This is a genomic window from Xanthobacter nonsaccharivorans, from assembly GCF_043194755.2.
Lineage (GTDB): Bacteria > Pseudomonadota > Alphaproteobacteria > Rhizobiales > Xanthobacteraceae > Xanthobacter > Xanthobacter autotrophicus_G.
On sequence record NZ_CM195526.1, the window covers coordinates 1977786 to 2004050 of the forward strand.

The 26265-nt window shown below is 69.4% G+C and carries 19 protein-coding genes and 1 tRNA gene; 13 read left to right on the plus strand and 7 right to left on the minus strand.

Annotation, left to right across the window (positions count from 1 at the left end):
• Positions 1-5: 5 nt before the first annotated feature.
• The gene (gene rimO / locus V5F59_RS09020; RefSeq protein WP_393981631.1) at positions 6-1337 is read right to left on the minus strand and encodes a 30S ribosomal protein S12 methylthiotransferase RimO; all 1332 of its coding nucleotides are present in this window, start codon (positions 1335-1337) and stop codon (positions 6-8) included.
• A gap of 410 nt (positions 1338-1747) precedes the next feature.
• Here rimO and V5F59_RS09025 point away from each other — a divergent pair, with 410 nt between their 5' ends.
• On the plus strand, positions 1748-3889 hold the full coding sequence (locus V5F59_RS09025) for a sodium-translocating pyrophosphatase (RefSeq protein WP_393981629.1): 2142 nt from the start codon (positions 1748-1750) through the stop codon (positions 3887-3889).
• Positions 3890-4389: 500 nt separating this feature from the next.
• Here V5F59_RS09025 and V5F59_RS09030 read toward each other — a convergent pair whose 3' ends face one another.
• The gene (locus tag V5F59_RS09030) at positions 4390-5580 is read right to left on the minus strand and encodes a M23 family metallopeptidase (protein WP_393981627.1); all 1191 of its coding nucleotides are present in this window, start codon (positions 5578-5580) and stop codon (positions 4390-4392) included.
• A gap of 185 nt (positions 5581-5765) precedes the next feature.
• On the opposite strand from V5F59_RS09030, the gene V5F59_RS09035 reads away from it, so the two are divergent.
• The 8 genes from V5F59_RS09035 to V5F59_RS09070 all read left to right on the plus strand — a co-directional run bounded on the left by V5F59_RS09035 (position 5766) and on the right by V5F59_RS09070 (position 14596).
• Positions 5766-7055: an NCS2 family permease gene (locus V5F59_RS09035; RefSeq protein ID WP_393981781.1), complete on the plus strand. Its 1290-nt coding sequence runs from the start codon at positions 5766-5768 to the stop codon at positions 7053-7055.
• Positions 7056-7179: 124 nt separating this feature from the next.
• Positions 7180-7890, plus strand: a complete 711-nt coding sequence (locus V5F59_RS09040; RefSeq protein WP_509211213.1) for a hypothetical protein — start codon at positions 7180-7182, stop codon at positions 7888-7890.
• 273 nt (positions 7891-8163) lie between these two features.
• Positions 8164-8571, plus strand: coding sequence for a preprotein translocase subunit SecG (gene secG / locus V5F59_RS09045; protein ID WP_393981625.1), 408 nt, complete (start codon positions 8164-8166; stop codon positions 8569-8571).
• Between the two features lie 121 nt (positions 8572-8692).
• Entirely contained in the window at positions 8693-10321 is a 1629-nt protein-coding gene (pyrG, locus tag V5F59_RS09050; RefSeq protein ID WP_393981623.1) for a CTP synthase, read from the plus strand.
• 274 nt (positions 10322-10595) lie between these two features.
• On the plus strand, positions 10596-11483 hold the full coding sequence (locus V5F59_RS09055; RefSeq protein WP_393981621.1) for a VOC family protein: 888 nt from the start codon (positions 10596-10598) through the stop codon (positions 11481-11483).
• Between the two features lie 153 nt (positions 11484-11636).
• Positions 11637-11954, plus strand: a complete 318-nt coding sequence (gene sugE, locus V5F59_RS09060; RefSeq protein ID WP_393981619.1) for a quaternary ammonium compound efflux SMR transporter SugE — start codon at positions 11637-11639, stop codon at positions 11952-11954.
• 255 nt (positions 11955-12209) lie between these two features.
• The gene (kdsA, locus tag V5F59_RS09065) at positions 12210-13076 is read left to right on the plus strand and encodes a 3-deoxy-8-phosphooctulonate synthase (RefSeq protein WP_393981617.1); all 867 of its coding nucleotides are present in this window, start codon (positions 12210-12212) and stop codon (positions 13074-13076) included.
• A gap of 149 nt (positions 13077-13225) precedes the next feature.
• A complete protein-coding gene (locus tag V5F59_RS09070) occupies positions 13226-14596 on the plus strand; it encodes a glutamate--cysteine ligase (RefSeq protein ID WP_393981615.1) in 1371 nt (456 codons plus the stop codon).
• A 94-nt stretch (positions 14597-14690) separates the two neighbouring features.
• On the opposite strand, the gene V5F59_RS09075 is transcribed toward V5F59_RS09070, so the two are convergent.
• The 5 genes from V5F59_RS09075 to V5F59_RS09095 all read right to left on the minus strand — a co-directional run bounded on the left by V5F59_RS09075 (position 14691) and on the right by V5F59_RS09095 (position 22027).
• Entirely contained in the window at positions 14691-15335 is a 645-nt protein-coding gene (locus V5F59_RS09075; RefSeq protein ID WP_393981612.1) for a DUF2459 domain-containing protein, read from the minus strand.
• Between the two features lie 47 nt (positions 15336-15382).
• On the minus strand, positions 15383-18172 hold the full coding sequence (locus V5F59_RS09080) for a valine--tRNA ligase (RefSeq protein WP_393981610.1): 2790 nt from the start codon (positions 18170-18172) through the stop codon (positions 15383-15385).
• A gap of 477 nt (positions 18173-18649) precedes the next feature.
• Positions 18650-19573 (minus strand): DUF2497 domain-containing protein, encoded by a 924-nt coding sequence (locus V5F59_RS09085; protein WP_393981608.1) that lies wholly within the window; start codon positions 19571-19573, stop codon positions 18650-18652.
• A gap of 168 nt (positions 19574-19741) precedes the next feature.
• On the minus strand, positions 19742-21022 hold the full coding sequence (locus V5F59_RS09090; RefSeq protein WP_509211214.1) for a TolC family outer membrane protein: 1281 nt from the start codon (positions 21020-21022) through the stop codon (positions 19742-19744).
• Between the two features lie 342 nt (positions 21023-21364).
• On the minus strand, positions 21365-22027 hold the full coding sequence (locus tag V5F59_RS09095; protein ID WP_393981604.1) for a protein-L-isoaspartate O-methyltransferase family protein: 663 nt from the start codon (positions 22025-22027) through the stop codon (positions 21365-21367).
• A gap of 327 nt (positions 22028-22354) precedes the next feature.
• Here V5F59_RS09095 and V5F59_RS09100 point away from each other — a divergent pair, with 327 nt between their 5' ends.
• The 4 genes from V5F59_RS09100 (at position 22355) to V5F59_RS09115 (ending at position 26239) form a co-directional block, all read left to right on the plus strand.
• Positions 22355-22810, plus strand: a complete 456-nt coding sequence (locus V5F59_RS09100) for a group III truncated hemoglobin (RefSeq protein WP_393981602.1) — start codon at positions 22355-22357, stop codon at positions 22808-22810.
• A 123-nt stretch (positions 22811-22933) separates the two neighbouring features.
• The gene (locus V5F59_RS09105) at positions 22934-23917 is read left to right on the plus strand and encodes a glycosyltransferase family 2 protein (RefSeq protein WP_393981600.1); all 984 of its coding nucleotides are present in this window, start codon (positions 22934-22936) and stop codon (positions 23915-23917) included.
• Between the two features lie 99 nt (positions 23918-24016).
• Positions 24017-24090, plus strand: a tRNA-Cys gene (locus V5F59_RS09110).
• 244 nt (positions 24091-24334) lie between these two features.
• A complete protein-coding gene (locus V5F59_RS09115) occupies positions 24335-26239 on the plus strand; it encodes an ABC transporter ATP-binding protein (RefSeq protein WP_393981598.1) in 1905 nt (634 codons plus the stop codon).
• The last annotated feature ends 26 nt before the right edge of the window (positions 26240-26265 follow it).

The window sequence follows — 26265 nt, forward strand, 5'->3', positions numbered from 1 at the left end:
GGGGCCTAGAACCCCACCGCGGTGCCGACGAGATCGTAGGGGCCGGCACCCTCGATCTTCACCGTGGTGATCTCGCCGACGCGCAGCGGGCGACGGGAATGCACGCTCACCGTCCCGTCGATCTCCGGCGCGTCGCCTTTGGTGCGGCCGATGGCACCGTTCGCCGTCACGGCGTCGATGATCACCTGCTGGCGGGTGCCCACCTTCTTCTTCAGCCGGCGCGCCGAGACCTTCTGCTGGGTGCGCATGAAGCGGTCGTAGCGCTCGGCCTTCACCTCGTCCGGCACCGGGTCGGCAAGGGCGTTGGCGTCGGCGCCGCGCACCGGCTCGAACTTGAAGCAGCCGGCGCGGTCGATTTCCGCCTCCTCCAGGAAGGAAAGGAGCTCCTCGAACTCGGCCTCCGTCTCGCCGGGGAAGCCGACGATGAAGGTGGACCGCAACGTCAGATCCGGCACCGCCTCGCGCCACGCCTTGATGCGGTTGAGTGTCTTCTCCTGCGAGGCCGGACGCTTCATGCGCTTCAGCACGGTCGGGCTCGCGTGCTGGAAGGGAATGTCGAGATAGGGCAGCACCTTGCCTGCCGCCATCAGCTCCATCACCGCATCAACATGCGGGTAGGGGTAGACGTAATGCAGCCGCACCCAGGCGCCGAGATCGCCCAGCGCGCCGGCGAGGTCGAGGAAGCGGGCGGCCACCTCCTTGTCGCCCCACTGGCTCGGGGCGTAGCGCAGGTCCACGCCATAGGCGGAGGTATCCTGCGAGATGACCAGCAGCTCCTTCACCCCCGCCTTCACCAGCCGCTCGGCCTCGCGCAGCACGTCCGCGGCGGGGCGGGAGACGAGGTCGCCGCGCAGCTTGGGGATGATGCAGAAGGTGCAGCGGTTGGAGCAGCCCTCGGAGATCTTCAGGTAGGCATAGTGCCGGGGCGTGAGCTTCACCCCCTGCTCGGGCACCAGATCGAGGAACGGGTCGTGGGCGGGTGGCACCGCCTCGTGCACGGCGGCCAGCACGCTCTCGTATTGCTGTGGTCCGGTGATGGCGAGCACGCTCGGGTGCACCTCGCGGATCTGCTCGGGCTCGGCGCCCATGCAGCCGGTGACCACCACCCTGCCATTCTCCGCCAGCGCGTCGCCGATGGCCGTGAGGCTCTCGGCCTTGGCGCTGTCGAGGAAGCCGCAGGTGTTGACGATGACGAGGTCCGCGCCCTGGTGGGTCTTCGTCAGCTCATAGCCTTCGGCCCGCAGGCGCGTGACGATGCGCTCCGAATCCACCAGCGCCTTGGGGCAGCCAAGGGAGACGAAGGAAATGCGGGGCGACTTCTGCGCAGGCTCGGCCATGGGCGCGCGGTTTCTTTCCACAGATGGATGAAGGGCGCAGGCGTTAGGGGAGTGCGAGCCGTCCGTCAATCCCACCGCCATGGAAGGCAATGCCGAGGACGACGCCGGCTGGGGCCGGAGCGACGCCCTGCCAACGTGTTGCATGACTTGGCGGGCCGCACCGTGACCGTGGCGCAGGCGGCCTTTGCGCAAGGCGCGGCCGGCGGCTCATATCCGGTGTGCCGGTATCAACTCCGACATCGCCGCCGGGTGCGCCAGTGCGGGGCTGGGGCCCGCGCGGCCTGCCCGTAAGCGACGGTGGGTCGCAGGCGCGGCCAGACCCTACCAGAACGCCTCTTGCGGTGGATCACGGCGCCGCTCACACTCACCCCATAAGAAAATACAGGCAGGAAACGAAAAGGGTGGGACTGATGCTGGCTTTGGTCTTGATCATCGCCTGCGGCCTGCTGGCCGTGGCATACGGCGTATGGACGATTAAGTCTCTGATGGAGGCGGACCCGGGAACCGCACGGATGCAGGAGATTGCATCCGCCATCGCGGAGGGTGCGCAGGCCTATCTCAAGCGGCAATACGCCACCATCGGCGTGGTGGGCGTCGTCATCTTCATTCTGGTCGGCATCTTCCTCGGCTGGCTCGTGGCGGTGGGCTTCGCGCTCGGCGCCATCCTTTCGGGCCTTGCCGGCTTCATCGGCATGAACGTGTCGGTCCGCGCCAACGTGCGCACCGCGCAGGCGGCCACCATCTCGCTCGCCGGCGGCCTCGACCTCGCCTTCAAGGCGGGCGCCGTCACCGGCCTGCTGGTGGCAGGCCTCGCCCTGCTCGGGGTCAGCGTCTACTTCCTCATCCTCACCGGCGCGCTGGGTTTTGCGCCCAACAGCCGCACGGTGGTGGACGCGCTGGTGGCTTTGGGCTTCGGCGCCTCGCTCATCTCCATCTTCGCCCGTCTCGGCGGCGGCATCTTCACCAAGGGCGCCGACGTGGGCGGCGACCTGGTGGGCAAGGTGGAGGCCGGCATCCCCGAGGATGACCCGCGCAACCCCGCCACCATCGCCGACAACGTGGGCGACAATGTCGGCGATTGCGCCGGCATGGCCGCCGATCTGTTCGAGACCTATGCGGTGACGGTGGTCGCCACCATGGTGCTCGCCGCCATCTTCTTCGCCGCGAGCCCGGCCTCGCTGGCGACCATGATGGTCTTCCCGCTCGCCATCGGCGGGGCGTGCATCCTCACCTCCATCGCCGGCACCTTCTTCGTGCGGCTGGGGCCGACCTCCTCCATCATGGGCGCGCTCTACAAGGGTCTGATGGCCACCGCCGGCTTCTCCATCATCGCTCTGGCGCTGGTGACATGGCTTCTGCCGGGGTTCGGGCCCATCGCGGGCGCGAGCTTCACCGGCACCAGCCTGTTCCTGTGCGGCATCGTCGGCCTCGCGGTGACGGGCGCCATCGTGGTGATCACCGAATATTACACCGGCACCGGTTATCGCCCGGTGGTGTCCATCGCCCAGGCTTCGGTGACGGGGCATGGCACCAACATCATCCAGGGCCTCGCCGTCTCGCTGGAATCGACGGCGCTGCCGACCCTGGTGATCATCGCCGGCATCCTGTTCGCCTACGGCCTCGCGGGCCTGTTCGGCATCGCCATCGCCGCCACCACCATGCTGGCCCTGGCCGGCATGATCGTCGCGCTCGACGCCTTCGGCCCGGTCACCGACAATGCCGGCGGCATCGCCGAGATGGCCGGCCTGCCCAAGGAGGTGCGCCAGTCCACCGATGCTCTCGACGCGGTGGGCAACACCACCAAGGCGGTCACCAAGGGCTATGCCATCGGCTCGGCGGGCCTCGGCGCGCTGGTGCTGTTCGCCGCCTACAGCCAGGACCTGAAATACTTCATCGCCCAGGCGGCGCCGGGCTCCTATTTCTCCAGCGTCTCGCCCAATTTCTCGCTGGAGAACCCCTATGTGGTGGTGGGCCTGCTGTTCGGCGGCCTGCTGCCCTTCCTGTTCGCCGCCATGGGCATGACGGCGGTGGGCCGCGCGGCCGGCGCCATCGTGGAAGAGGTGCGGCGGCAGTTCCGCGAGAAGCCGGGCATCATGGCCGGCACGGAAAAGCCGGACTATTCCCGCGCCGTGGACATGCTGACGGTGGCGGCCATCAAGGAGATGATCATCCCCTCGCTGCTGCCGGTGCTCTCGCCCATCTTCTGCTATTTCGTCATCTATTTCGTGGCGGGCGGTGGCGCGGCGGGCAAGTCGGCGGCCTTCTCGGCGGTGGGCGCCATGCTGCTGGGCGTCATCGTCACCGGCCTGTTCGTTGCCATCTCCATGACCTCGGGCGGCGGCGCCTGGGACAATGCCAAGAAGTCGTTCGAGGACGGCTTCGTGGATAAGGATGGCGTGCGCCACTACAAGGGCTCGGAGGCCCACAAGGCCTCGGTCACCGGCGACACCGTGGGCGACCCCTACAAGGACACGGCGGGCCCCGCCGTGAACCCCATGATCAAGATCACCAACATCGTCGCGCTGCTGCTGCTGGCGGTGCTGGGGCATTGAGGGAAATGCGCTGCGTCGGGATGTGAAAGCATCCCGACGCAGTTGCTGGCCCGGAAGATCCGCCGTCCGCGCTTGCCTTCGCCCTCGCCTAGGGCGAAGGCAAGCCGCTCGCCGGAGGACCACGCGGCGGCAATTTGGCTGCCCATGCCGCAGTTGCCGCCCTTGTCGCCACCAAAGGTGCGGATGGCTACGGTGCCGCTGGCGTTTCCCTTCACCAGGGCGACGACCCAGCGTCCGCCTCGATCACCCTGTCGCTCGCGGCCTCAGGCGGGGCTTGATCCTGCGGATCGCCGGACTCCACCGCTGAAGACAATCTGCGCACGTTCGATGGTGAGGTCCCCGAGGGCCCGCGCGGTCCCCGGGCGGGACACGTTGGCATGTCCGGGCGGCCGGGGCGCGGGCATCGCTGCACGTGCTGTGAGCGTACCCCTTCCCCGCATGCCGGAACGCTGCTGAAGCTCAGCGGCCATGCGTATTCCGGTCCTCGGCCCCCGGCGATGCTAGGGGCCGAAGTCCACCACCTCGTTGTTGAGGGGCAAGGCGTTCTGCCGGGGGCCGTCAAGGCGGTGGCGGTCGATGGCGGCGGCCACCGGCTTGTCGAAGAAGTCCGCGCCGTCGATCTGCACCACGCCCTGGCTCTGGAACGCGGTGAAGACGTAGGGCAGCCCGTTGGCATCGAGCGGGGAGGGGCCGTCCATCACGTGGAAGTGCAGGTGTGGCGCGGTGGAGTTGCCGGTGTTGCCGAGCAGGCCGATGACGTCGCCCGCCTTCACCTTGTCCCCCAGCTTCACCTTCAGGCTGCCCGGCTGCAGGTGGGCGTAGAAGGCGAAGTTGCCGCCGCCGATGTCGATCACCAGCATGTTGCCGCCGATGTTCTCCGGGTTGATGCCCTTGGCGGCGCCGCCCGGCACCTGCTCGCCCGTGCCGTCATAGAGGTTCACCACCGTGCCGACGGCGACGGAATGCACCGGCGCGCCGAAATAGGCGTAGCTCTTCAGCGCGTGCACATCGCCAGTGAAGAGACGGTCGTCCCCGTTGAGCTGCACGAAGTCGATGGCGAAGCGCTCCGGCACCCGGAGCTGGCCGTTCACCGCCATGATCGCCCCGCGGTGGGAGGTGATGGAATCGCAGCAGCCGTTGATCGTCACCCACCCCTTGCCGCGCAGCGGCGGGGCGATGACCACCGCCGGCTTGCCGATGCCGCTTGGCGCGCCGGTGAAGGAGAAGGTGGTCGGCAGCGGCGCGTCCGCCGGCATGGGCACCGGTTTGCCATCGGGCCCGGCGGCGTGGCGCGTGGCGAGCACGCGGGCGAGGACGCGCTCGGGCAGCTTCGCATCGCCCGGGAAGGTCACGTCCAGGAACACCGCGGCGGAGCCACCCGGCGGAACCGTGCGCCCGCCGCCCGCATAGGCCGAGAGCATGGCGCCGAGCGCATCGCCGTCGAGGCCGTAGACGGGGCCGCTCTGCGGATCCACCGCCTCCACCTTGTCGAGGGTGACGAACAGCTTGCTCGGGTTGGTGACGAGAAGCTCATAGGCGAGGTGCACCCGCCCGTCGGCTCCGAGCACAGGGTTGGGCGTGCTGATGGGAGCGACGGAGATGGAGCTGAGCACTTCGTCCGGCTTCAGGGCCTGGGCGAGGGCTGGCGAGGCCGCGCCGAGCGCGGCGAGGGCGAACAACAGGCGGCGCAAGGGAATCTCCGGCGGAGTGGGGCGTGGCAGCGTGGTCGAGCTGGCGGTGTTCCGCAAGCCGGCTCGCGCTACCGTCACGGACGCTCGGGGGAGCCTTCCGCTGACTGCTGCGGTGTCCGAGATCTGCTGTTAACGTCGCCGCCGGGAAGCGTAGGGCTTAGTGGGGGGGCAGGCGCATGCGCGGTTTGGGGGAGCGGCTTTTCAAGCTTGAGGAAAACAAGACTTCCGTTGCCACCGAGGTGGTGGCGGGCGTCACCACCTTCCTCACCATGGCCTACATCATCGTGGTGAACCCGCAGATCCTGGCGCCGGCAGGCATCGATGCGGGCGCGGCCTTCACCGCCACCTGCCTCGCGGCGGCCTTCGGCTCGCTGGCCATGGGGCTGATCTCCAACTATCCCATCGCGCTGGCCCCGGCCATGGGGCTCAACGCCTACTTCACCTTCACCGTGGTGCAGGGCATGGGCGTGCCGTGGCAGCAGGCGCTGGGGGCGGTGTTCGTCTCGGGCGTCATCTTCCTCGTCATCAGCGTGCTGAAGGTGCGCGAATGGCTGGTGAATTCCATCCCCATGTCGCTGAAGCTGGGGATGGGCGCGGGCATCGGCCTGTTCCTGGCGTTGATCGGCCTGAAGGGCATGGGGCTCGTCACCGCCAATGCAGCGACGCTGGTGGGAATCGGCGACATCCGCGCGCCCGCGACCCTCATCGCCTGCGGCGGCTTCCTGCTGATGGCGGGCCTTGCGGCGCGGCAGGTGCCAGGGGCCATCATCATCGGCATCGCCGCGGCGACCCTCGCGGGGGTGCCCTTCGGCCTCGTGACGTTCACCGGCGTCGTCTCCGCGCCGCCGTCGCTCGCCCCCGTCTTCCTCCAGCTCGACATCGCCGGCGTGCTGCGGCTGAGCATGGTGGGGGTGATCGCGGCCCTGTTCCTCATCGTCCTGCTGGACAATCTGGGCACGCTGATCGCCACCCTCTACCGGGCGAAGCTGATGCGGGAGGACGGCTCGGTGCCGCGCCTCGACCGGGTGCTGATCGCCGATTCGGGCAGCGCCATCGTCGGGGCCATGCTCGGCACCTCCACCATCACCTCCTATATCGAGAGCGCCGCCGGCATCCAGGCCGGTGGGCGCACCGGGCTTACCGCGGTCGTGGTGGCGGGGCTGTTCCTCGCCTGCCTCGTGTTCGCGCCGCTGGCGCTGGCGGTGCCGGCCTATGCGACGGCCCCGGCCCTGCTGGTGGTGGCTCTCGCCATGGTCGGCGCCATGCGCGACCTGCCGTGGGACGACATGGCCGAGGCGGTTCCGGCGGCAGCCACGGCGCTCGCGGTCGTCTTCACCTTCTCCATCGCGAGCGGCATGGGCCTCGGCTTCATCACCTACGTGGGCGTGAACCTCATCGCCGGCCGGGCGCGGCGGATCAGCGGCGCGGTCTGGCTGATCGCCGTGGCCTCGGCGGTGCTGCTGGCGATGGAGTGAGGAGGCCGGTTGTGGCGGGGGTGCAACGGCTACCGGAAATCGAAAATCTGCCGTTGGGGCATGGCCGTGCCAGGGGCGGGGCGCTCTTGTAGCGCGACGCCGCTAGGGCAGGTCAGGGCCCAACGTGAAAATCCTCGTTTCACCTTTGGCGTCAGCCCTGCTGGCGCTGTTCCTTGCCGGCTGCGCGACTGCGGTGGCCGTGGTCCCTTCGGAATCGCCGGTCGCGCGCCGCGAGCGGTTCCTCGCGGCCGAGGCGCGGACCCGTGCCGAGCGGCCAATGGTGGAATGGCCGCAAGTGAAGCTTGAACAGGTGCAGGACGTTACCCCGGAGCGGCTCCAGGCGGAGGCCTGCGCCATCGTCATCATGCATGGCGAGAAGGTGCTGGAGAGCGGGCAAAGGGTTGGCACGCCTTCGCTCATCAACCTGCGTGACCTTCTGTCCGGCACCCCCCGCGAGGTGGTCATCCAGCAGACGGGCGCAGAAGGTGAAATCGGCTGGGGCGTGGCGGTGCTTCCGCCGGGCAAATACGTATTGAACGGCGGTGCCGTCGCCCGGCGGACGGTGATCTACCGCAACGGGCAGGCGGGCCGGCAGTCGGTGGAAGCCGGCGGCCACGCCTTCGTCCCGATGGACAAGGCCATCACCGTGAACGGCGGCGACGTCCTCTATCTCGGCAACACGATCGGAGTCGCGCCGAGCTACTCCAGTCGTGTCCTGTCGATCCGCGTCCGCGACGATCACGCTGCCGCTGCCAGATGGATGGAGGCGAACCTTCCCAAGCTCGCGCCGCGGCTGAATACCCGGCTTCTGGCGCCGCTCGACCACATGAACTAGCGAAACGGCAAAAGGTGGCAGGCAAGCCGCGACGGGCCTGCCGCCAAGCTTGCGGCTAGTGAACTTGCGGCTGGTGAAGAAGGACCGTCATCCCATCGGGGTGCGCGGATGTGGACGGGGCAGGGCGTCCGCGTCCTGTCCCCAGCCCGGCCATGCGGGGGATGCGGGGCGTCCCCTCGGCCCCGCCCTTCCCTCCGGCCGATTGTTCGTGTAGATCACCCGCGACCTGCGCGCCGGGCTTTTTGTGGCTGTGGCGCGAACATGATGGATTCCATGCAGACGGTTCTCATCGTTATTCACCTCCTGGTGGTGCTTGCGCTCATCGGCGTGGTGCTGATCCAGCGCTCCGAGGGCGGCGGGCTCGGCATTGGCGGCGGGGGCGGCGGCGGTGCCGGCGGCTTCTTCACCGCGCGCGGCACGGCCAATGTGCTCACCCGCGCCACCGCGATCCTGGCCCTGATCTTCTTCATCACCTCGCTGACGCTCACCATCGTGGCCAGCTGGGGCCGGGCGCCGCGCTCGATCCTTCCGCCGGCGACTCAGGGCGACAGCGGCCCCGCCGTGCCCCAGAGCGGGACGTCCGGCGGTTCGATCCTCGACCAGATTCGCCCGCAGGGCGCCCCCGCCACGCCGGCGGCTCCGGCCGCCCCGTCGGGTCCCCAGGTTCCGCAGTCCAAATAAGTTTGCGAGCTGAGTCCGTCGCGGCCTTCGGGCCGCGACTCTCCTTCTCCACAGGCGAGGCGAGGCCGCTCCCGGCTTCGCCCTCGCCGAATCGCGTTTGCACGAGGTAAGGTCGAGGCCCATGGCGCGCTACATCTTCATCACCGGCGGCGTCGTGTCTTCCCTGGGCAAGGGCCTCGCCTCCGCAGCTCTCGGCGCGCTCCTTCAGGCGCGCGGCTACACCGTCCGGCTCCGCAAGCTGGACCCGTACCTCAACGTCGATCCGGGCACCATGAGCCCGTACCAGCACGGCGAGGTGTTCGTGACCGACGACGGGGCCGAGACCGATCTCGACCTCGGCCATTACGAGCGCTTCACCGGCCACCCGGCGACCAAGCAGGACAACATCACCACCGGCCGCATCTACCAGGACATCCTGACCAAGGAGCGCCGGGGCGACTACCTGGGGGCCACCATCCAGGTGATTCCCCACGTCACCAACGCCATCAAGGACTTCGTGCTGGAAGGCAACGAGGGCTTCGACTTCGTGCTCATCGAGGTCGGCGGCACCGTGGGCGACATCGAGGGCCTGCCCTTCTTCGAGGCGACCCGCCAGCTGAAGAACGAGCTGCCACGCGGCCACGCCATCTTCATCCACCTCACCCTGATGCCATACATCCCTTCCGCCGGTGAGCTGAAGACCAAGCCGACACAGCATTCGGTGAAAGAGCTGCGCTCGATCGGCATCCAGCCGGATATCCTGCTCTGCCGCACGGACCGCGAGATTCCGCGGGAGGAGCGGCGCAAGCTCTCGCTCTTCTGCAACGTGCGGGAGAGCGCGGTGATCGAGGCGCGGGACGTGGACAACATCTACGCCGTGCCCTCGGCCTACCACGCCGAAGGCCTCGACAAGGAAGTCCTCGCCGCCTTCAACATCGAGCCGGCTCCGGCGCCGAACCTGAAGCGCTGGACCGACATCGAGGGCCGCGTGCGCAACCCCGAGGGCGAGGTCACCATCGCCATCGTCGGCAAATACACGGGCCTGAAGGACGCCTACAAGTCGCTGATCGAGGCCCTCGCCCATGGCGGCATCGCCCACAAGACGCGGGTGAAGCTCGACTGGATCGAGAGCGAGACCTTCGAGCGCGAGGATCCGGCCCCCTTCCTCGAGCATGTGCACGGCATTCTGGTGCCGGGCGGGTTCGGCCAGCGCGGCGCGGAAGGCAAGATCCGCGCGGCCCGCTTCGCCCGCGAGCGGCAGGTGCCCTACCTCGGCATCTGCTTCGGCATGCAGATGGCGGTGATCGAGGCGGCACGGAACCTTGCCGGCATCGCCGAGGCCAATTCCACCGAGTTTGGCCCCACCAGCGAGCCGGTGGTCGGCCTGCTCACCGAATGGTTGCGCGGCAACGAGCTGGAGCGGCGCAACGCCGCCGGCGACCTCGGCGGCACCATGCGCCTCGGCGCCTACCAGGCGCACCTGGAGCCGGGCAGCCGGGTGGAGCAGGTGTATGGCCGGCGCGACATTTCCGAGCGCCACCGCCACCGCTACGAGGTGAACACCGGCTATCGCGAGCGGCTGGAGCAGCATGGCCTCAGGTTTTCCGGCATGTCGCCGGATGGCCTGCTGCCGGAGATCGTGGAATATCCGGCCCACCCCTGGTTCATCGGCGTGCAGTTCCATCCGGAGCTGAAGTCCCGTCCGTTCGATCCGCATCCCCTGTTCGCGTCCTTCATCGGTGCGGCCATGGAGCAGAGCCGGCTGGTCTAACTGCCTGCGCACGCGTGATTTTCCGGCGCGCCCGAGGGCCTGCCGTCGCGGCTCGCCGGATATGGCGGGTGCTGCTACCGAAGGTTGTTTCCATCTTCAGCGGTAGCGCATTAATCTGCCTGCCGGGCGGCTGGAGCTTTGCCCGTCCTTGACCGGAGCGACGCGGCGCCTGCGGGGCCTTGGCCCAGCCGGGCGGGCGCGTCCCTTCCCCTTCATCCGTGCGCACCCGGTCCGCAACCGCGGACACGGACGCATGCCGGCCTGAGGAGAAGCCATGCGACGCGGCCTCGACCACGTTGTCCATCTCGTCCGCGACCTCGATGCGGCGGGAGAAATCTATGATCTGCTTGGGTTTACCGTAGGGTCCCGCAACCGCCACCCCTGGGGCACCGAGAACCGGATCGTCCAGACTCCCGGCTTCTTTATCGAGCTTTTGCAGATCGTCGATCCCGAGCAGGTCCCGCCGGACCAGCCCCGGTCGGACGGGGACGACTTCTTTTCCTTCGGCGCCTTCAACAAGAGGTTCCTTGAGCGGCACGGCGAGGGCCTGTCCATGCTGGTGCTGGAGGGCTCGGACCCGGTGGCGGAAAAGGCTGCCTTCGACGCCGCCGGCTTCGGCGGCTTCGAGACCTTCGACTTCGCCCGCACTGCGCGCCGCGCAGACGGGCAGGAGGTGGAGGTGGGTTTCTCCCTCGCCTTCGCCCGCGATCCGGAAGCGCCGGACTTCGGAGCCTTCACCTGCGCGCAGAAGTTGCCGGAGAATTTCTGGTCGGCCGACATGCAGCGCCATTCCAACCAGGTCAGCGCGGTGGCCGGCGTCGTTCTGGTGGCGGAGGTGCCCTCCCGGCACCAGGCCTTCCTGGAGACGCTGAGCGGCGGCCAGGTGCAGCGTGCCCTCAACGAATGGTTCGTGGGGCAGACGCCGCGCGGCTCCATCGACGTGATGACGCCGGGCCTCTTCACCGAGCGCTATGGCGTGCCGGCGCCGGGCACCGGCGAGCTGCGCCTTGCGGCAGTGCGTTTCCACACCCGCGGGGCGCCGGAGCTGCGGCGCTCGCTTGCCGCCCGCCGCATGGTGGAGGAGGCCATCGCGGGCATCATCGTGGTGCCGCCGCGGGCCGCCCTCGGGGCGACGCTGGTGTTCGAGCTGACCCCGGCCTGACACAGCAATCTTTTCCTTGAGAGAAAAGTTTCGCCCCTGGCTCGAAAGTGAGCTAGATGGGGCAGGGGATTGGTTATCCCCACGGGGCGCGGACGGCCGCGCCCCCGATCCTTCGAGCGGCGGGGACGACCCCGCCACCCGGGTGTGGCGCCAATGGCGTGGATCTATCTGTTCGTTGCCGGCCTGACCGAGATCGCATGGGCGCTCGGCATGAAATATTCGGAGGGGTTCACCCGGCTGTGGCCGAGCGTGTTCACCCTCTCGACCATCGGCCTCAGCCTCTTCCTTCTCTCCCTCGCCCTGCGCGGCATTCCCATCGGCACCGCCTATGCGGTGTGGGCGGGCATCGGCACGGTGGGCACGGCGCTGGCGGGCGTCCTGTTCTTCTCCGAATCGACGGATCTCCTGCGCCTCGCCTCCATCGGCCTTATCGCCATCGGCATTGTCGGGCTCAAGCTCGTCACCCCCTGAGGCGGGCGGCGCCGGCCCTGGCCGGCGTCGCGGCCCGGCGCGTGTGCTTTCGCGATTGGGCGAAAATGCTCTATCTAGAGCGCGCCCCCCCCCCTGCGCCCGTTCCGCGGGCGCGGGGGAAAAGGCGCTCCGTATCTTCTTTCTGGAGGCGGATTGCCGGGCCGGATCGCTTTCGTCCGCCCGCACATCCCGCTCCAGCCGCGCCGCCGGGCAGCCGGCGGCGTCGTTCGTGCCTATCGCCCAAGGATCGTGCCCATGAATGCCGTACCGCCCCCCGCCGCGCCCCAGAGCATTGTCGAGGTCGGTCATGTGCGCTTTGGCAATCATTTGCCTCTCGCCCTCATTGCCGGCCCCTGCCAGATGGAGAGCCGCGCCCATGCGCTGGAGGTGGCGGCGGCGCTGAAGGAGATGGCGGCGCGGCGCGGCATCGGCCTCGTCTTCAAGACCTCGTTCGACAAGGCGAACCGCACTTCCCTCTCCGCCGCCCGCGGCATGGGGCTGGAGGCGGCGCTGCCGGTGTTCGCCGAGATCAAGGAGACCCTCGGCCTTCCCGTGCTCACCGACGTGCATGAGATCGACCAGTGCGCCGCCGCCGCCGAGGTGGTGGACGTGCTGCAGATCCCCGCCTTCCTCTGCCGGCAGACGGACCTCCTCATCGCCGCCGCCCGCACCGGGCAGGCCGTGAATGTGAAGAAGGGCCAGTTCCTCGCCCCCTGGGACATGGCGAACGTGGTGAACAAGCTGACGCAGGCCGGCAACGACCGCGTGCTGGTGACCGAGCGCGGGGTTTCCTTCGGCTACAACACCCTGGTCTCGGACATGCGATCCCTGCCCATCATGGCCAAGACCACCGGCGCGCCGGTGGTGTTCGATGCCACCCATTCGGTGCAGCAGCCGGGCGGGCAGGGCACCTCCTCCGGCGGACAGCGCGAGTTCGTGCCGGTGCTGGCCCGCGCCGCTGTGGCGGTGGGCGTGGCCGGCGTCTTCATCGAGACCCACCCCGACCCGGACAAGGCCCCCTCCGACGGGCCCAACATGGTGCCCCTCTCGCGCCTCGAAGAGCTGATCACGCTGCTTCAGGCCTTCGACACCGTTGCAAAATCCAATCCCGTCACCATCTGAAACCGACTTCAGCTGGGCCGCAGGGGCATGCGGCCGCGGCGAAGCCTTGCCTGTTTGAGACCCGAGTTTCCCGCGGCGCCTTCCCGCCGAGTTTTCCCACCCTCGCGCGGCGTGTATGGTCTCGCGCCCCGTCCTTGAAGAGATTTCGCATGGCCCGCGACACCCTCGACGCGACCCCCATTTCCGACCGTCGCGAACTGGTGGAATGGATGGAACAGGGGTCGAAACCGGAGCGGGCCTTCCGGATCGGCACCGAGCACGAGAAGATCCCCTTCACCCTCGCCCGGCACGAGCCGGTGCCCTACGAGGGGCCGAAGGGCATCCGCAAGCTGCTGGAGGGCATGCGCTCCCTGCTCGGCTGGGAGCCGATCATGGAGGGGGACGTCATCATCGGCCTCGCCGACGTCACCGGCGGCGGCGCCATCTCGCTGGAGCCGGGCGGGCAGTTCGAGCTGTCCGGCGCGCCGCTCTCCACCATCCACGAGACCTGCGCGGAGCTGAACGCGCACCTCGCCCAGGTGCGGGAAGTGGCCATGCCGCTCGGCATCGGCTTCCTCGGCATCGGCATGAGCCCCAAGTGGACGCGCTCCGAGACGCCGGTGATGCCCAAGGGCCGCTACAGGATCATGGCCAACTACATGCCCAAGGTGGGCCGGCTGGGCCTCGACATGATGTTCCGCACCTGCACCGTGCAGGTGAACCTCGACTTCGCCTCCGAAGCCGACATGGTGAAGAAGATGCGCGTGGGCCTCGCGCTCCAGCCGGTGGCCACCGCGCTCTTTGCCAATTCGCCCTTCACCGAAGGGCGGCCCAACGGCTTTCTCTCCTTCCGCTCCGAGATCTGGCGCGACACGGACAACGACCGCTCCGGCATGCTGCCCTTCGCCTTCGAGGAGGGGTTCGGCTTCGAGCACTACGTGGACTATGCCCTCGACGTGCCCATGTATTTCGTGAAGCGGGGCGACGCCTATATCGATGTCGCCGGCACCTCGTTCCGCGACCTGCTCGCCGGCCGCCACCCGCTGCTGCCGGGGGAGACGGCGACGCTCTCCGACTGGGTGAACCACCTGTCCACCATCTTCCCCGAGGTGCGCCTGAAGCGCTTCCTGGAGATGCGCGGCGCGGATGCCGGCCCCTGGGCGAAGCTGTGCGCGCTGCCCGCCTTCTGGGTGGGCCTGCTCTACGACAGCCAGAGCCTCGATGCGGCCTGGGATCTGGTGAAGGGCTGGACCGCCGAGGACCGGCAGAAGCTGCGCGACGACGTGCCCCGCCTCGCCCTCAAGGCGGAGATCGGCGGACGCCCCCTGCGGGAGATCGCCCGCACCGTGCTCGGCCTCTCGCAGGCCGGCCTGAGGCGGCGCGGCTTCATCGACCGTCTCGGCCGCGACGAGACGCGCTTCCTGGAGCCGCTGGAGGAGTCGGTGCTCACCGGCCGCTCCCCCGCCGAGGACCTGCTGGAGAAGTTCCACGGCCCGTGGGAAGGCTCCGTGGAGCCGGCGTTCCAGGCCCTGGCCTACTGAGGCCGAGGCGCCCACCCGCCTGCACCGCAGGTGGATCCGGAAAGCGCATTCTCCTTCTTCGCCTGAGAGGGCGGTTCACCGGCCGGATCGCGCTCTAGCGCGCCGCACCGCTTCGCAGGCGCAGGTCCGCCATCAAGCCGGCCGAGGCGGTGGCCGCGGTGAGGGAGACCGGCAGCCCGGCCGCGTTCATGAGCCGGGCGACCCAGTGGTTGCAGTTCTGGGTGAGGTGATAGGCCCCGATCGCGCGGAAGAAGAGGCTGGGGCCATAGAGCCCGGGGCCCAGTTCCACCGGCCTGCCGTCGTCGCCGGCTGCGAGCGTTTCCTCCATCCGGCGGGCGATCGCGCCGAGCTGCGCCGCGTTCATGCTCACGCGAACCATGTCCGAGCGGGCGAAGACGGCCTCCGGCTCCAGCGCCAGCCCCACCACGTGCAGCACGGAGGGGTTGTCGCGCCCAAACAGGGCCCGGAGGGCCAGCGGCAGGGTGAGGGCGGTCACGTCCGGCACGTGGCGGTAGAAGCCCTCGTCGCCCCAGCCGATCTCCAGCCATTGGTAGGCCACGAAGCGCTGCGCCATGTCCTTCACGCGGGGCAGGCCGAGGGCATCAGCCTGCTCCGCCAGTGCCGCGCGCGGCACGACGAGACCGGCGTGGTAGCCGTGGTCCACCACCCGGACGGCGACATCGCCATGCCCGGCAAGCTCGGGGCGGCCGGGCAGGTCGGTGAGGACAAAAAGCGACAAAAGGGCCGCGAGCGCTCCGCCGAGAAGGAGGAGCGCCCGCCGCCACATCACGCCCCGGCGGACAGCTGGGTGATGGCGGCGCGGACCTTCTCCTTGCGGTGGAGATATTCCTCGCGCTTCTCGCGCTCGGCCTCCACCACCTCTTCCGGCGCGCGGGCAACGAAGCTCTCGTTACCGAGCTTGGCGTCGATGCGGGCGACCTCCTGGTCGAGCTTGCCCTCTTCCTTCTTCAGGCGGGCGAGCTCGGCGGCAAGGTCCACGACGCCGGCCAGCGGCAGGGCCACCACCTCGCCGCGCACCACCATCTGCACCGATTCGCCGGGCACGGCATCCGACACCGTCACCCCCGACAGGCGGGCGAGGCGGCGCAGCGCATCGTCCCAGGCGGAGGCGCGGGCGCGGGTCTCGGCGGAGGGCTCCACCAGCACCAGGGGCACCTGCGCGCTCGCCGGCACGTTCATCTCGGCGCGGACGGAGCGGATGTCGGTGACGAGGTCCACCACCCAGCCCACCTCGGCCTCGGCGTCGGGGGCCTCGAGCCCCGAGAGGTCCGGCCACGGGGCGAGGGCGAGAAGGCTTGTGCGCGCCGGGCCGTCCTTGCCGGTCTCGGCCCAGAGCTCCTCCGTGAGGAAGGGCATGAAGGGGTGGAGCAGCGCCATGGCCACGTCCAGCACATAGGCGGTGGTGGCGCGGGTCTCGTCCTTGGCGGCGCCGTCGGGGCCGGAGAGCACGGGCTTCGCCAGCTCCAGGTGCCAGTCGCAGAACACGTTCCACAGGAAGCGGTAGATGGCGCCCGCCGCCTCGTTGAAGCGATAGGCGAGGATGGCCTCGCTTACCTCGGCGCTGGCGCGGGCGGCCTCGCCGATGATCCAGCGGTTGAGCGTGCCGTCCACCTTCGCCGGGTCGAAGCCCTCGACGCGCGCGCAACCGTTCATCTGGGCGAAGCGCACCGCGTTCCAGAGCTTGGTCGCGAAGTTGCGGTAGCCCTCCACGCGGGAGGTGGCGAGCTTGATGTCGCGCCCCTGGGCCGCCATGGCCGCCAGGGTGAAGCGCAGGGCGTCGGCGCCGAACTTCTCTACCAGGTCGAGCGGGTCGATGACGTTGCCCTTGGACTTCGACATCTTGGCGCCCTTCTCGTCGCGGACGAGGGCGTGGATGTAGACGTCCTTGAACGGCACCTCGCCGTCCATGAAGTGCAGGCCCATCATCATCATCCGGGCGACCCAGAAGAAGATGATGTCGAAGCCCGTCACCAGCACGCTGGTGGGATAGAACTTCTTCAGCTCCTGGGTCTCGTCCGGCCAGCCCATGGTGGAGAACGGCCAGAGCGCGGAGGAGAACCAGGTGTCGAGCACGTCCTCGTCGCGGGTGAGGAAGCCGGCGCGCCGGTCCTCGTCCTGGATGAGGGCTTCCGCCTCCTCCGGCGAGAGGGTCTCGTTGCCGACGTTGTGGGCGATGGCCTGCTCGAAGGCCTCGTCCTCGTCCATGGCCACGAAGACGTTGCCATAGGGATCGTACCAGGCGGGGATCTGGTGGCCCCACCACAGCTGGCGCGAGATGCACCAGGGCTGGATGTTCTCCAGCCACTCGAAATAGGTCTTCTCCCAGTTCTTCGGGACGAAGGTGGTGCGCCCCTCGCGCACGGCGGCCAGCGCGGGCTCGGCCAGCGTCTTGGCGTCCACGTACCACTGGTCGGTCAGCCAGGGCTCGATCACCACGTTGGAGCGGTCGCCGTGCGGCACCATGTGGGTGTGCGGCTCGATCTTCTCCAGGAGCTCGAGGCCCGTGAGCAGCTCGACGATCTGCTTGCGGGCGGCGAAGCGCTCCATGCCCTTCAGGTGGGAGAGCACGCCGGCGGCATCCGGCGTTTCCACATAGGCCTCGGGACGCTCGGCATAATCGTCAAGGATGCCCTGCGGGTCGATGCGGCCCTCGGCGTCGAGCACGTTGATCATGCCGAGGCCGTGGCGCCTGCCCACCTCGAAGTCGTTGAAGTCGTGCGCCGGGGTGATCTTCACCGCGCCGGAGCCCTTCTCCGGATCGGAATATTCGTCCGCGACGATGGGGATGCGCCGGCCCACCAGCGGCAGGACCACATGCTTGCCGATGAGGTCGCGGTAGCGCTCGTCCTCCGGATGCACGGCCACCGCCGTGTCGCCCAGCATGGTCTCGGGGCGCGTGGTGGCGACGACGATGAAGCGGTCCTTCTCGCCCTCGATGGGGTAGCGCAGGTGCCAGAGATGACCCTTCACCTCCACCGGCACCACCTCCAGGTCCGAGATGGCGGTGATCAGCTTGGGGTCCCAGTTGACGAGGCGCTTGTCCTTGTAGATCAGCCCCTCGCGATAGAGCTGCACGAACACCTTCAGGACGGCGCGGGAGAGCCCCTCGTCCATGGTGAAGCGCTCGCGCGACCAGTCGCAGGAGGCCCCGAGCTTCTTCAGCTGGTTGACGATGGTGCCGCCCGATTCGGCCTTCCAGGTCCACACCCGCTCGATGAAGGCCGCGCGGCCCATGTCGCGGCGGCCGGGCAGCTGCTGCTGCATCAGCTGGCGCTCCACCACCATCTGGGTGGCGATGCCCGCATGGTCGGTGCCCGGCTGCCAGAGCACGTCCTTGCCGCGCATGCGCTCGAAGCGGGCGAGCACGTCCTGCAGCGTGTTGTTGAGCGCATGGCCCATGTGCAGGGAGCCGGTGACGTTCGGCGGCGGGATGACGATGGAGAAGCCTTCCGCATCCTTGCGCTCGGGGCGGCCGCACCGGAAGGCGCCGGCCTCTTCCCAGGCCTGCGCGATGCGCTCTTCCACGGCGGCGGGGTCGAAGACTTTTTCCAGCATGAGCAGGCTCCGCGGATCGAGCGCTGACGCCCCGGCGCAGGACGCCGGGGCCGGGCTCCACATCCGCAACGGACGGGACAGGTCTGCGGGCGTTAAAGCCGTTCCGAAGGGCCTGCGTCAACACGGGGCGTGTCGAGAATGGGGCCCGCGCGCCCGGCGCATGGCCGTTTCCGCGCGATGGGGCAGCCGGGCGCCGGGGCAGGCGGAAGGGACCGAGGGCGGGTCGCGCAGCCGGGCCGGCACATTTCGCGGCGGGGCGGGCACCGGCCGCCGGCGCCGAAAAGGCAAGGCGGGCCGCGGCGGTGCCGTGGGGCCGGGCTCGTCCGCACAAGCGAGGCGGGGCCGCGGCGCGGCGGCCGGTGCGGCCCACCCCGACGGATGCCCAAATGCGAACGGCCGGGCTTTGGGAGCCCGGCCGTTCGAATGATCCGTCTATGGAGCCGACAGCGCCTCGTGGCGCGGCCTTCCCCCTGGCGCTCAGCGCGGCTGGCGGGAGACGCGCTCGATCTCCGCCTTCACCAGGCGCTCGACGATGCCGGGCAGGTTCTTGTCCAGCCAGTCCTTCAGCATGGGGCGCAGGATCTCCTTCACGAGGTCCTCCACCGTGCGCTCCTTGTGGGGCAGCACCAGATCGCCGAGGGACTGGAACGCGGCGGCCACCACAGCATCCACATTGGGGGAGAGGAGGTCCCGGCGGCGGGCTCCGTCCTCCCGCGGCTGCGGCATGTGGGGCTCGGCCTCACGCCCCTGGGCCGGCGCGCGGGGGTGCAGGTCGCGCTCGCCCTCGGGCGGGCGGGGCGTGGGACGCGGGGCGCGGGGCGCTTCCTCGGGCACGATGGGCCGGCGCGGGGCGGGGCCGGTCGCGTGCAGATCGTCCGCCTGCGCGTCGCGATGGGCGGCGGCATAGATGTCCGCGAACATGCCGTCCGCTTCCTCGGCAGAGGACATCACCTGCGCCGGACGCTGGCGCGGCTCATCGAAGTCCTGACGGGCGGCCTCGGGCAGCGGGCGGCGAGGGGGCTCCTGCTGGCCATGGGCGCCGCTCGGCGCGGCGGAACGGGGCGGGCGGGCCGGCGGCACCGGGCCGGGCAGATGGTCCAGATCCTCGACGAACGGCTGCGGCGCGCGGGGGCGCGGGCCGGCGGCCGCCGGATCCGCCGCGGGGCGCTGCGGCCCGTTGCGGACCGGGCGAAGCTCCTCGCCCGGTGGCATGCGAGGGGCACGGGCCTCGGCCATCGGCTCGGCGCGCGGCTCCATCTGGCGCGGGCCGCCGTTGGACGGGCGGGGCGGAGCTTCGTCTGACGGATTGTGCGTGGGGCGATCGCCGGCGGGGCGGCGCGGAGGGGCAGGCGGCTCGTCATCCGCCATGATGCGGCGGATGGAGGCGAGTATTTCTTCCATCGAAGGCTCTTGCACCTTTGGGCTCGCAGCCATGTCCCGACCCCGCCCGAAGCAATCCGGCGAAGGCCGCTGGTTCAGGCGGCCTTCGCATCAGAATCACCGATTGCAATGGAAGTATGGCATTGCCGGTTCTGGCAGCAAAAGAGCGGCCGGCACGGCTCCCGGGGATTATTTTCCGTCCGGTGTCCGCACGCCCGCCCAGCTGTCGCGCACCTGGTTGTAGTGCGTGGTGGGGTTGTAGACGTTCACCCGCAGCCCCAGGGACACGGCATCGAGCTTGCCGATGGTGGAGATCAGCGAATAAGCGGCCACCACGCGGTCGCGCTGGGCCACCACGAGGGCAGACTGGGAGTTGGTCAGGTCGCGCTGGGCATTCAGCACGTCCGTGGTGGTGCGCTGGCCCACGCGCCATTCCTCCCGCACGCCTTCGAGGGCGAGGGTGTTGGCGGCCACCGAGGCCTGCGCGGCGAGAATCTGCGCCTTGGACGCCTCCAGCGCTCCCCAATACTGCACCGCCAGCGCGCGAATGGTGTCGCGGTTCACGTCCACCTCGAGGCGGGCCTGGGAGAGCAGCTCCTTGGTCTGCCGGATGTTCGCGTATTCCTGCCCGCCCTGGTAGATCGGCACGGTCAGGTTCACCGTCGCGGCGGCGGCGCCATAGGCATCGGTGGCGAAGTTCTGGTCATAGGCCTGGGAGAGCTGGCCCTGCACGCTCACGTTGGGCATGAGCGCGCCCTCGGCCACTTTCACCTGGAAAACGGCGGCGTCCACGGCGAACTCGGAGGCCTTGATGGCCGGGTGGGAGGCGAGGCCGTTGGAGATCACCCCGTTCACGTCCCGGGGCAGCATGCCCTCGATGGAGCGGGGGCTGGCGAGCTTGCCCGGCTCGACGCCGATCACCTGCCGGTAGGTGGCCTTGGCGGAGGACAGGTTCGCCACCGCCTGACTGACCTGATACTGGGCATCGGCCACGCGGGCCTCGGCCTGCGCCACGTCGGTACGGGTCACCTCGCCCACGTTGAAGCGGTCACGGGTGGCGCGCAGTTCCTGCTCGAATGCCGCCAGGCTCTGGCGCTGCAGGTCGAGGAGCGCGATGGCCTGGATCACGTTCATGTAAGCGGTGACGCCGTTCAGCAGCACCGTCTGCTCGGTGTTGCGCAGCGTCTCGCGCGAGCCGCGCACCTGCGATTCGGCGGTGCGGGTCTGGTTGGCGGTGGTGAACCCGTTGAAGAGGGTATAGGCGGCGGTCAGCGCGAAGGAGCGCGGCCACAGCGAGCCCCGGGTGGTGATCCCGGAGGCTTGGGCCCGGGCGTATTCCGGGCCGGCGGAGGCGGTGGCGCTCAGCGTCGGCCGGTAGCCGGACAGGGCCTTCGGCACGTTCTCGTCCGTCGCGCGGGTACCGGCGCGCTGGGCGTTGAGCGTGGGGTTGTTCACATACGCCTGGGCCAAGGCAACGTCGAGCGTCTGAGCGCCCGCGCTCCCGACCCACAGCGCGACGATGCCGGCCCCCGCCAAAAATGCAAAACTGTTTCGGCGAAAACGCTTCGCAACCGACATCCCATTCTCCCGATCCGACACGGCCAAAGCAGACCCGCCGCACCGACTCTGCCGCGCGGTAACGCTTCTGAAAGATATCTATGCAAGGCGCGATCGGGAACTGACCGGATTGATTCCCCGGTCGTTTTCGGCCCACCGCGGCAAACGCGCCACAGTGCCCGTGGAAGCAAGGCCTGGCGCGGCTTTGGACGCGCGCCGCCCGGGACGTGGATGGCGAAGGCGGCGCGGCGCGGTTTAGAAAGTGAAGCGGGGCGCGGCCTGGAAGCCGGGGAGGGCGGGCACGGCGGCGTTGAAGGCGACGCGCTCGCTGATGCTGCCGGCGATCTTGGAGAAGACGGTGGCGCGGCCGGCGCCGCCGTGTCCCACCACGGCGACCAGGCGCCCGCCTTCCTTCACCTGGGCGAACAGGGCGGCCGGCACCTCGTCCACCGAGCCGTTGATGAGAATCAGGTCGTAGGGCGCTTCCTTGGCCCAGCCGGCATTGAGCGGGCCCTGCATCACCGCCACGTTGGCGACGCCGAGCTCGGCGAGGGTGGAGGTGGCAGTCGCGGCAAGCCCCGCGTCCTCCTCCACCGCCACCACCTGCTGGGCGAGCTGGGCGAGCACGGCGGCCGAATAGCCGGTGCCGGTGCCGATATCGAGCACGTGCTCGTCGTCCTGCACGTCGGCGAGCTGCACCAGGCGGGCGAGGATCATGGGCTCGATGAGGTAGCGCGGCGGATTGCCGGGGGCGAGCACCAGGTCGTCGTCGATATAGGCGAGGGACTTCAGCGCGGCCGGCACGAACTTCTCGCGCGGGATCTCCAGCATGGCGGCGACGAGACGGGGTTCGGTGACGTTGTTGGTGCGGACCTGCCCGTCCACCATGCCGCGGCGAAGCTCGGCGAAATCGATCATGATACGTCTCCGGCCATCCCTGAAGCGGCTGCCCCTCTCCGAGGGGGCGGGGAACGGACGCTCCCGGCCGCTCGGCTCAAGAGCCATATTGCCGCCCCTTTTGCAAGGCGCAGAAGGTCGGCGGGCCGCACACGCGGCGTCTGCTGTGGCCGCAAGTCGCATGGTTCCGGCAGCCCGGCAGGCAGAGGCTTGGCGCCTGCCCCATGGAAACTGGCCGACAGGTGCCGGCCGAACGCGAACTGGCCGAATGGAAAGCCGCCGACCCGCGCCCGCCGCCGTCCGACGCGCGGGCGGTGTCCGGCGCGGCGGCCGAGGGAGAGCGAGACCATGACCCCACCCCTTCCCCGCGCGGTGCCCGCGCCGGCGCCGAAAGGGCCCGAGGCCGAAGGGCTCGACGAGGAGGCCATCCACCGCCTCGTCCACCGTTTCTATGATCGTGTGCGCGAGGATGCCGTGCTGGGGCCCATCTTCGGCGGCCGCATCGCCGAGGGCGCCTGGCCGGTGCATCTCGCCAAGATGTGCGACTTCTGGTCCTCCGTGCTGCTGAAGAGCGGACGCTACGACGGGCGCCCTCTGCCGCCGCACCTCGCCCTGGGCACGGATGCGGGCGACCCCCAGTTCGCCCGCTGGCTGGCGCTGTTCCGGCCCACCGCCGTGGAGGTGCTGCCCCCGGCCGCCGCCCAGGCGGCCATCGCCCACGCCGAGCGGATGGCCTATTCCTTCCGCCTCGCCATCGGCTTCCACAACGGCGAGGATACAACCGGCCTCGTTCCCTACGGTTGAGCTCCGGCGCCTTCGCCGTCGCCCCGGTCATTGGCAAGCTGCGTTTCTGCCGTTATGCCAATGAGATCACGCTGGGGCATCAGGGGCCGGCGTGTCTCTCAGGGCGAGGGAAGGGAGCCGGGTTTGGTTGCTTTTTCGGTTGCAGCGGTGATTCCGCTGTACAACGGCGCGTCGTTCATCCGCGAGGCGCTGGAAAGCGTCCTTGCCCAGACCGTTCCGGTGGACGAGATCATCGTCGTGGACGACGGCTCCACGGACGAAGGGCCGGCGATCGTCGCGGAGCTGGCGGAGAGCCACCCCATCACCCTCCTCGGCAAGCCGAACGGCGGCCAGTCGTCGGCGCGCAACCTCGCCATCCGCCATACGCGCTGCAGCCATGTCGCCTTCCTCGACCAGGACGACGCCTGGCACGAGAACCATGTGGAGCTGCTGCGCCGTCCCTTCCTGGACGGGCAGACGCCCCGGCTTGGCCTCGTCTACGGCAATCTGGACCAGATCGACCGCGAAGGGCGGGCGGTGCTCGACTGCTGCCTCGATGACGTGTCCTCGCCGCAGCCGAAGCGCAGCCGGGCGGAATGCCTGCGGCACGACATGTTCATCCTGCCGGGCGCCGCGCTGGTGTCGCGGCAGGCCATCCTCGATGCGGGCCTGTTCGACGAGCGCCTCTCCGGATACGAGGACGACGACCTCTTCGTGCGCCTGTTCTCGCTCGGCTTCCGCAGCATCTACATCAAGACGGCCGTGACGCGCTGGCGCATCTATTCCGGTTCCACCTCGTTCAGCGACCGCATGGCGCGCTCGCGCATGATCTATTTTCGCAAGCTGCTGGACGCGTTTCCGGACGAGCCACGCCTCGGCTTCTATTGGGGGCGGGACGTGATCGGCCCGCGCTTCCTCGAGGTGCTGCGCAACGAGTTCGTCCAGGGGTCCAGGATCCGGGACGTGGCGCGGATGCGCCAGGCCTGGGAAGACCTGCAGGAGGTGGTTCGGGTGATGAAGCCGGGCCCGCGCCGGCGGGTGGCGCTGGTGCGTCCCATCGTTTCAGCCCTGTATGCAGGCCCCTTCACCGGCGTCGCGCGCCTCCTGGTGCGCCGGGCGACGCGCTGAGGGCGACACGCGGACCGGCCCACCGCCGTTTGCCGGGGACAACGCGCGCGCCGCCGCTTGCGCCCGTCCGGCGAACGCCTTAAGAACACGCCTCCGTGAGGCCACGTGGCGGAGTGGTTACGCAGCGGACTGCAAATCCGTGCACCCCGGTTCGATTCCGGGCGTGGCCTCCAGTTTCCCAGCTATCCTCCTGCCGGCGGCCGTTTCGGCCCTCTCGTGCGCCGGCCCGAGACCTGGGGTGACGCTGCGGCCTGGCCGCGATCCCCGACCGGGGCACCTCCCATCCGCTTCTCCCGGATACCACCCGGGGGCACCCGGCGCCGCGCAGGCGTTGACTTCGGGCGTTGACTTGGCGCCCCGCCGGCAGTTGATGGACAACCCAAGCGGCCCCGTGTCCGGTGGCCGCCGGAGACAGGCATGAGTGCAAAGTTTCCCCCGCGCCACGGTCCGGCGCAGAAGGGCCCGGCGCATCCGGGCCAGCAGCCGAGCCCGGACCAGACCAAGGCAGTGCTCCGTCGCCTGCTGCTGTCCGATGGCCGCACGCACTGGAAGGGCTATGCGCTCGCCTTCCTCTTCATGGGGCTGATGGCCGCCTCCACGGCCAGCCTCGCCTATCTCATGAACGAGGCGGTCAACGCCATCTTCGTCCATCCGACACCGGCGGCGGTGTGGGCGGTGGCCAGCATCGTGATGGCGCTGTCGCTCATCAAGGGCGCCTCCGCCTACGGGCAGAGCATCACCATGGCGCGCATCGGCAACCGCGTGGTGGCCGACAACCAGAAGCGCGCCTTCGACCAGCTCCTGATGCAGGACGCCGCCTATTTCTCCCGCCACCATACGGCGGAGATCTCCAGCCGCTTCACCGCCGGGGCGAACGGTGCTCGCGGCGCGCTCGACCTCGTGGTCACCTCCATCGGCCGCGACTTCCTGTCCCTGGTCATGCTGGCGTCGGTGGCCATTATCCAGGACCCGTTCCTGGCCGTGATCGCGCTGGTGGTCATGCCCGCCGCCGTCATCGGCACGCGCAAGCTCATCAAGCGGGCGCGGAACCTGTTCACCACCGGCTTCAAGTCGGGCGTGAAGCTCTCCTCCATCGCGCTGGAGGTGTTCCAGGGCATCCGCACGGTGAAGGCCTACACCCTCGAGCCGGAGATGCAGGCGCGCACCCACAAGTTCATCGACGATGTGGAGGCGAACAACAACCGGCTGGTGCGCACCCAGGCGAAGTCCAGCCCGCTCATGGAGACGCTGGGCGGCCTCGCCATCGGCGGCGTGATTCTCTATGCGGGCTACAACGTGATCGAGCTGGGCCGCTCGCCCGGCCAGTTCTTCTCCGTGCTCACCGCGCTGCTGCTCGCCTATGAGCCGGCCAAGCGCCTCGCCCGCCTGCATGTGGAGCTGGTGAGCCATGTGATGGGCGCGGGCATGCTGTTCGATCTGCTCGACGCCCCGGCCCCCGAGCGGGATGCCCCCGGCACGCCCGCCCTGCCGCGCCCGCGCGGACGCGTGGAGTTCCGCGAGGTGGTGTTCGGCTATCGTCCCGGCGAACCGGTGCTGCGCAGCCTCGACCTCGTGGCCGAGCCGGGCCAGACCACCGCCCTCGTGGGCCAGTCCGGCGGCGGCAAGTCCACCATCATCAACCTCATCGAGCGCTTCTACGATCCGCAGGGCGGCGTCGTGCTCATCGACGGGGTCGATTCCACGGCGGTGACCCGCACCTCGGTGCGCGCCAGCGTCGCCCTCGTCAGCCAGGACGTCTACCTGTTCTCCGGCACCATCCGCGAGAACATCGGCTTCGGCCGGCCGGGCGCCACGCTGGAGGAGATCGTCGCCGCGGCCCGCGCCGCCCATGCGCACGACTTCATCATGAGCTTCGAGACCGGCTACGAGACCCATGTGGGCGAGCACGGGGCGCAGCTCTCCGGCGGCCAGCGCCAGCGCATCGCCATCGCCCGCGCCTTCCTCAAGAACGCGCCCATCCTCCTGCTGGACGAGGCCACCGCCGCGCTCGATTCCGAATCGGAGGCCGAGGTGCAGAAGGCGCTGAACGAGCTGCAGCACGAGCGCACCACTATCGTCATCGCCCACCGCCTGCAGACGGTGGTGCGGGCTGACCGCATCTGCGTCATCGAGCACGGGCGCGTGGTGGAAAGTGGCACCCATGAGGAGCTGATCGCCCGTCGCGGGCGGTATTATGGCTTCTATTTCGCACAGTTCGCCCATGAGGCCGCCGCCGAGAACACGGGCGGGCAGCAGGCGGGCCCCGTCGCGGGGCCTGTGGACAGCGCATCCCCGGCCGGGGAAAACCTGCTCCGCGCCTGATCTTGCAATGGCTTGCACCCGGCCGG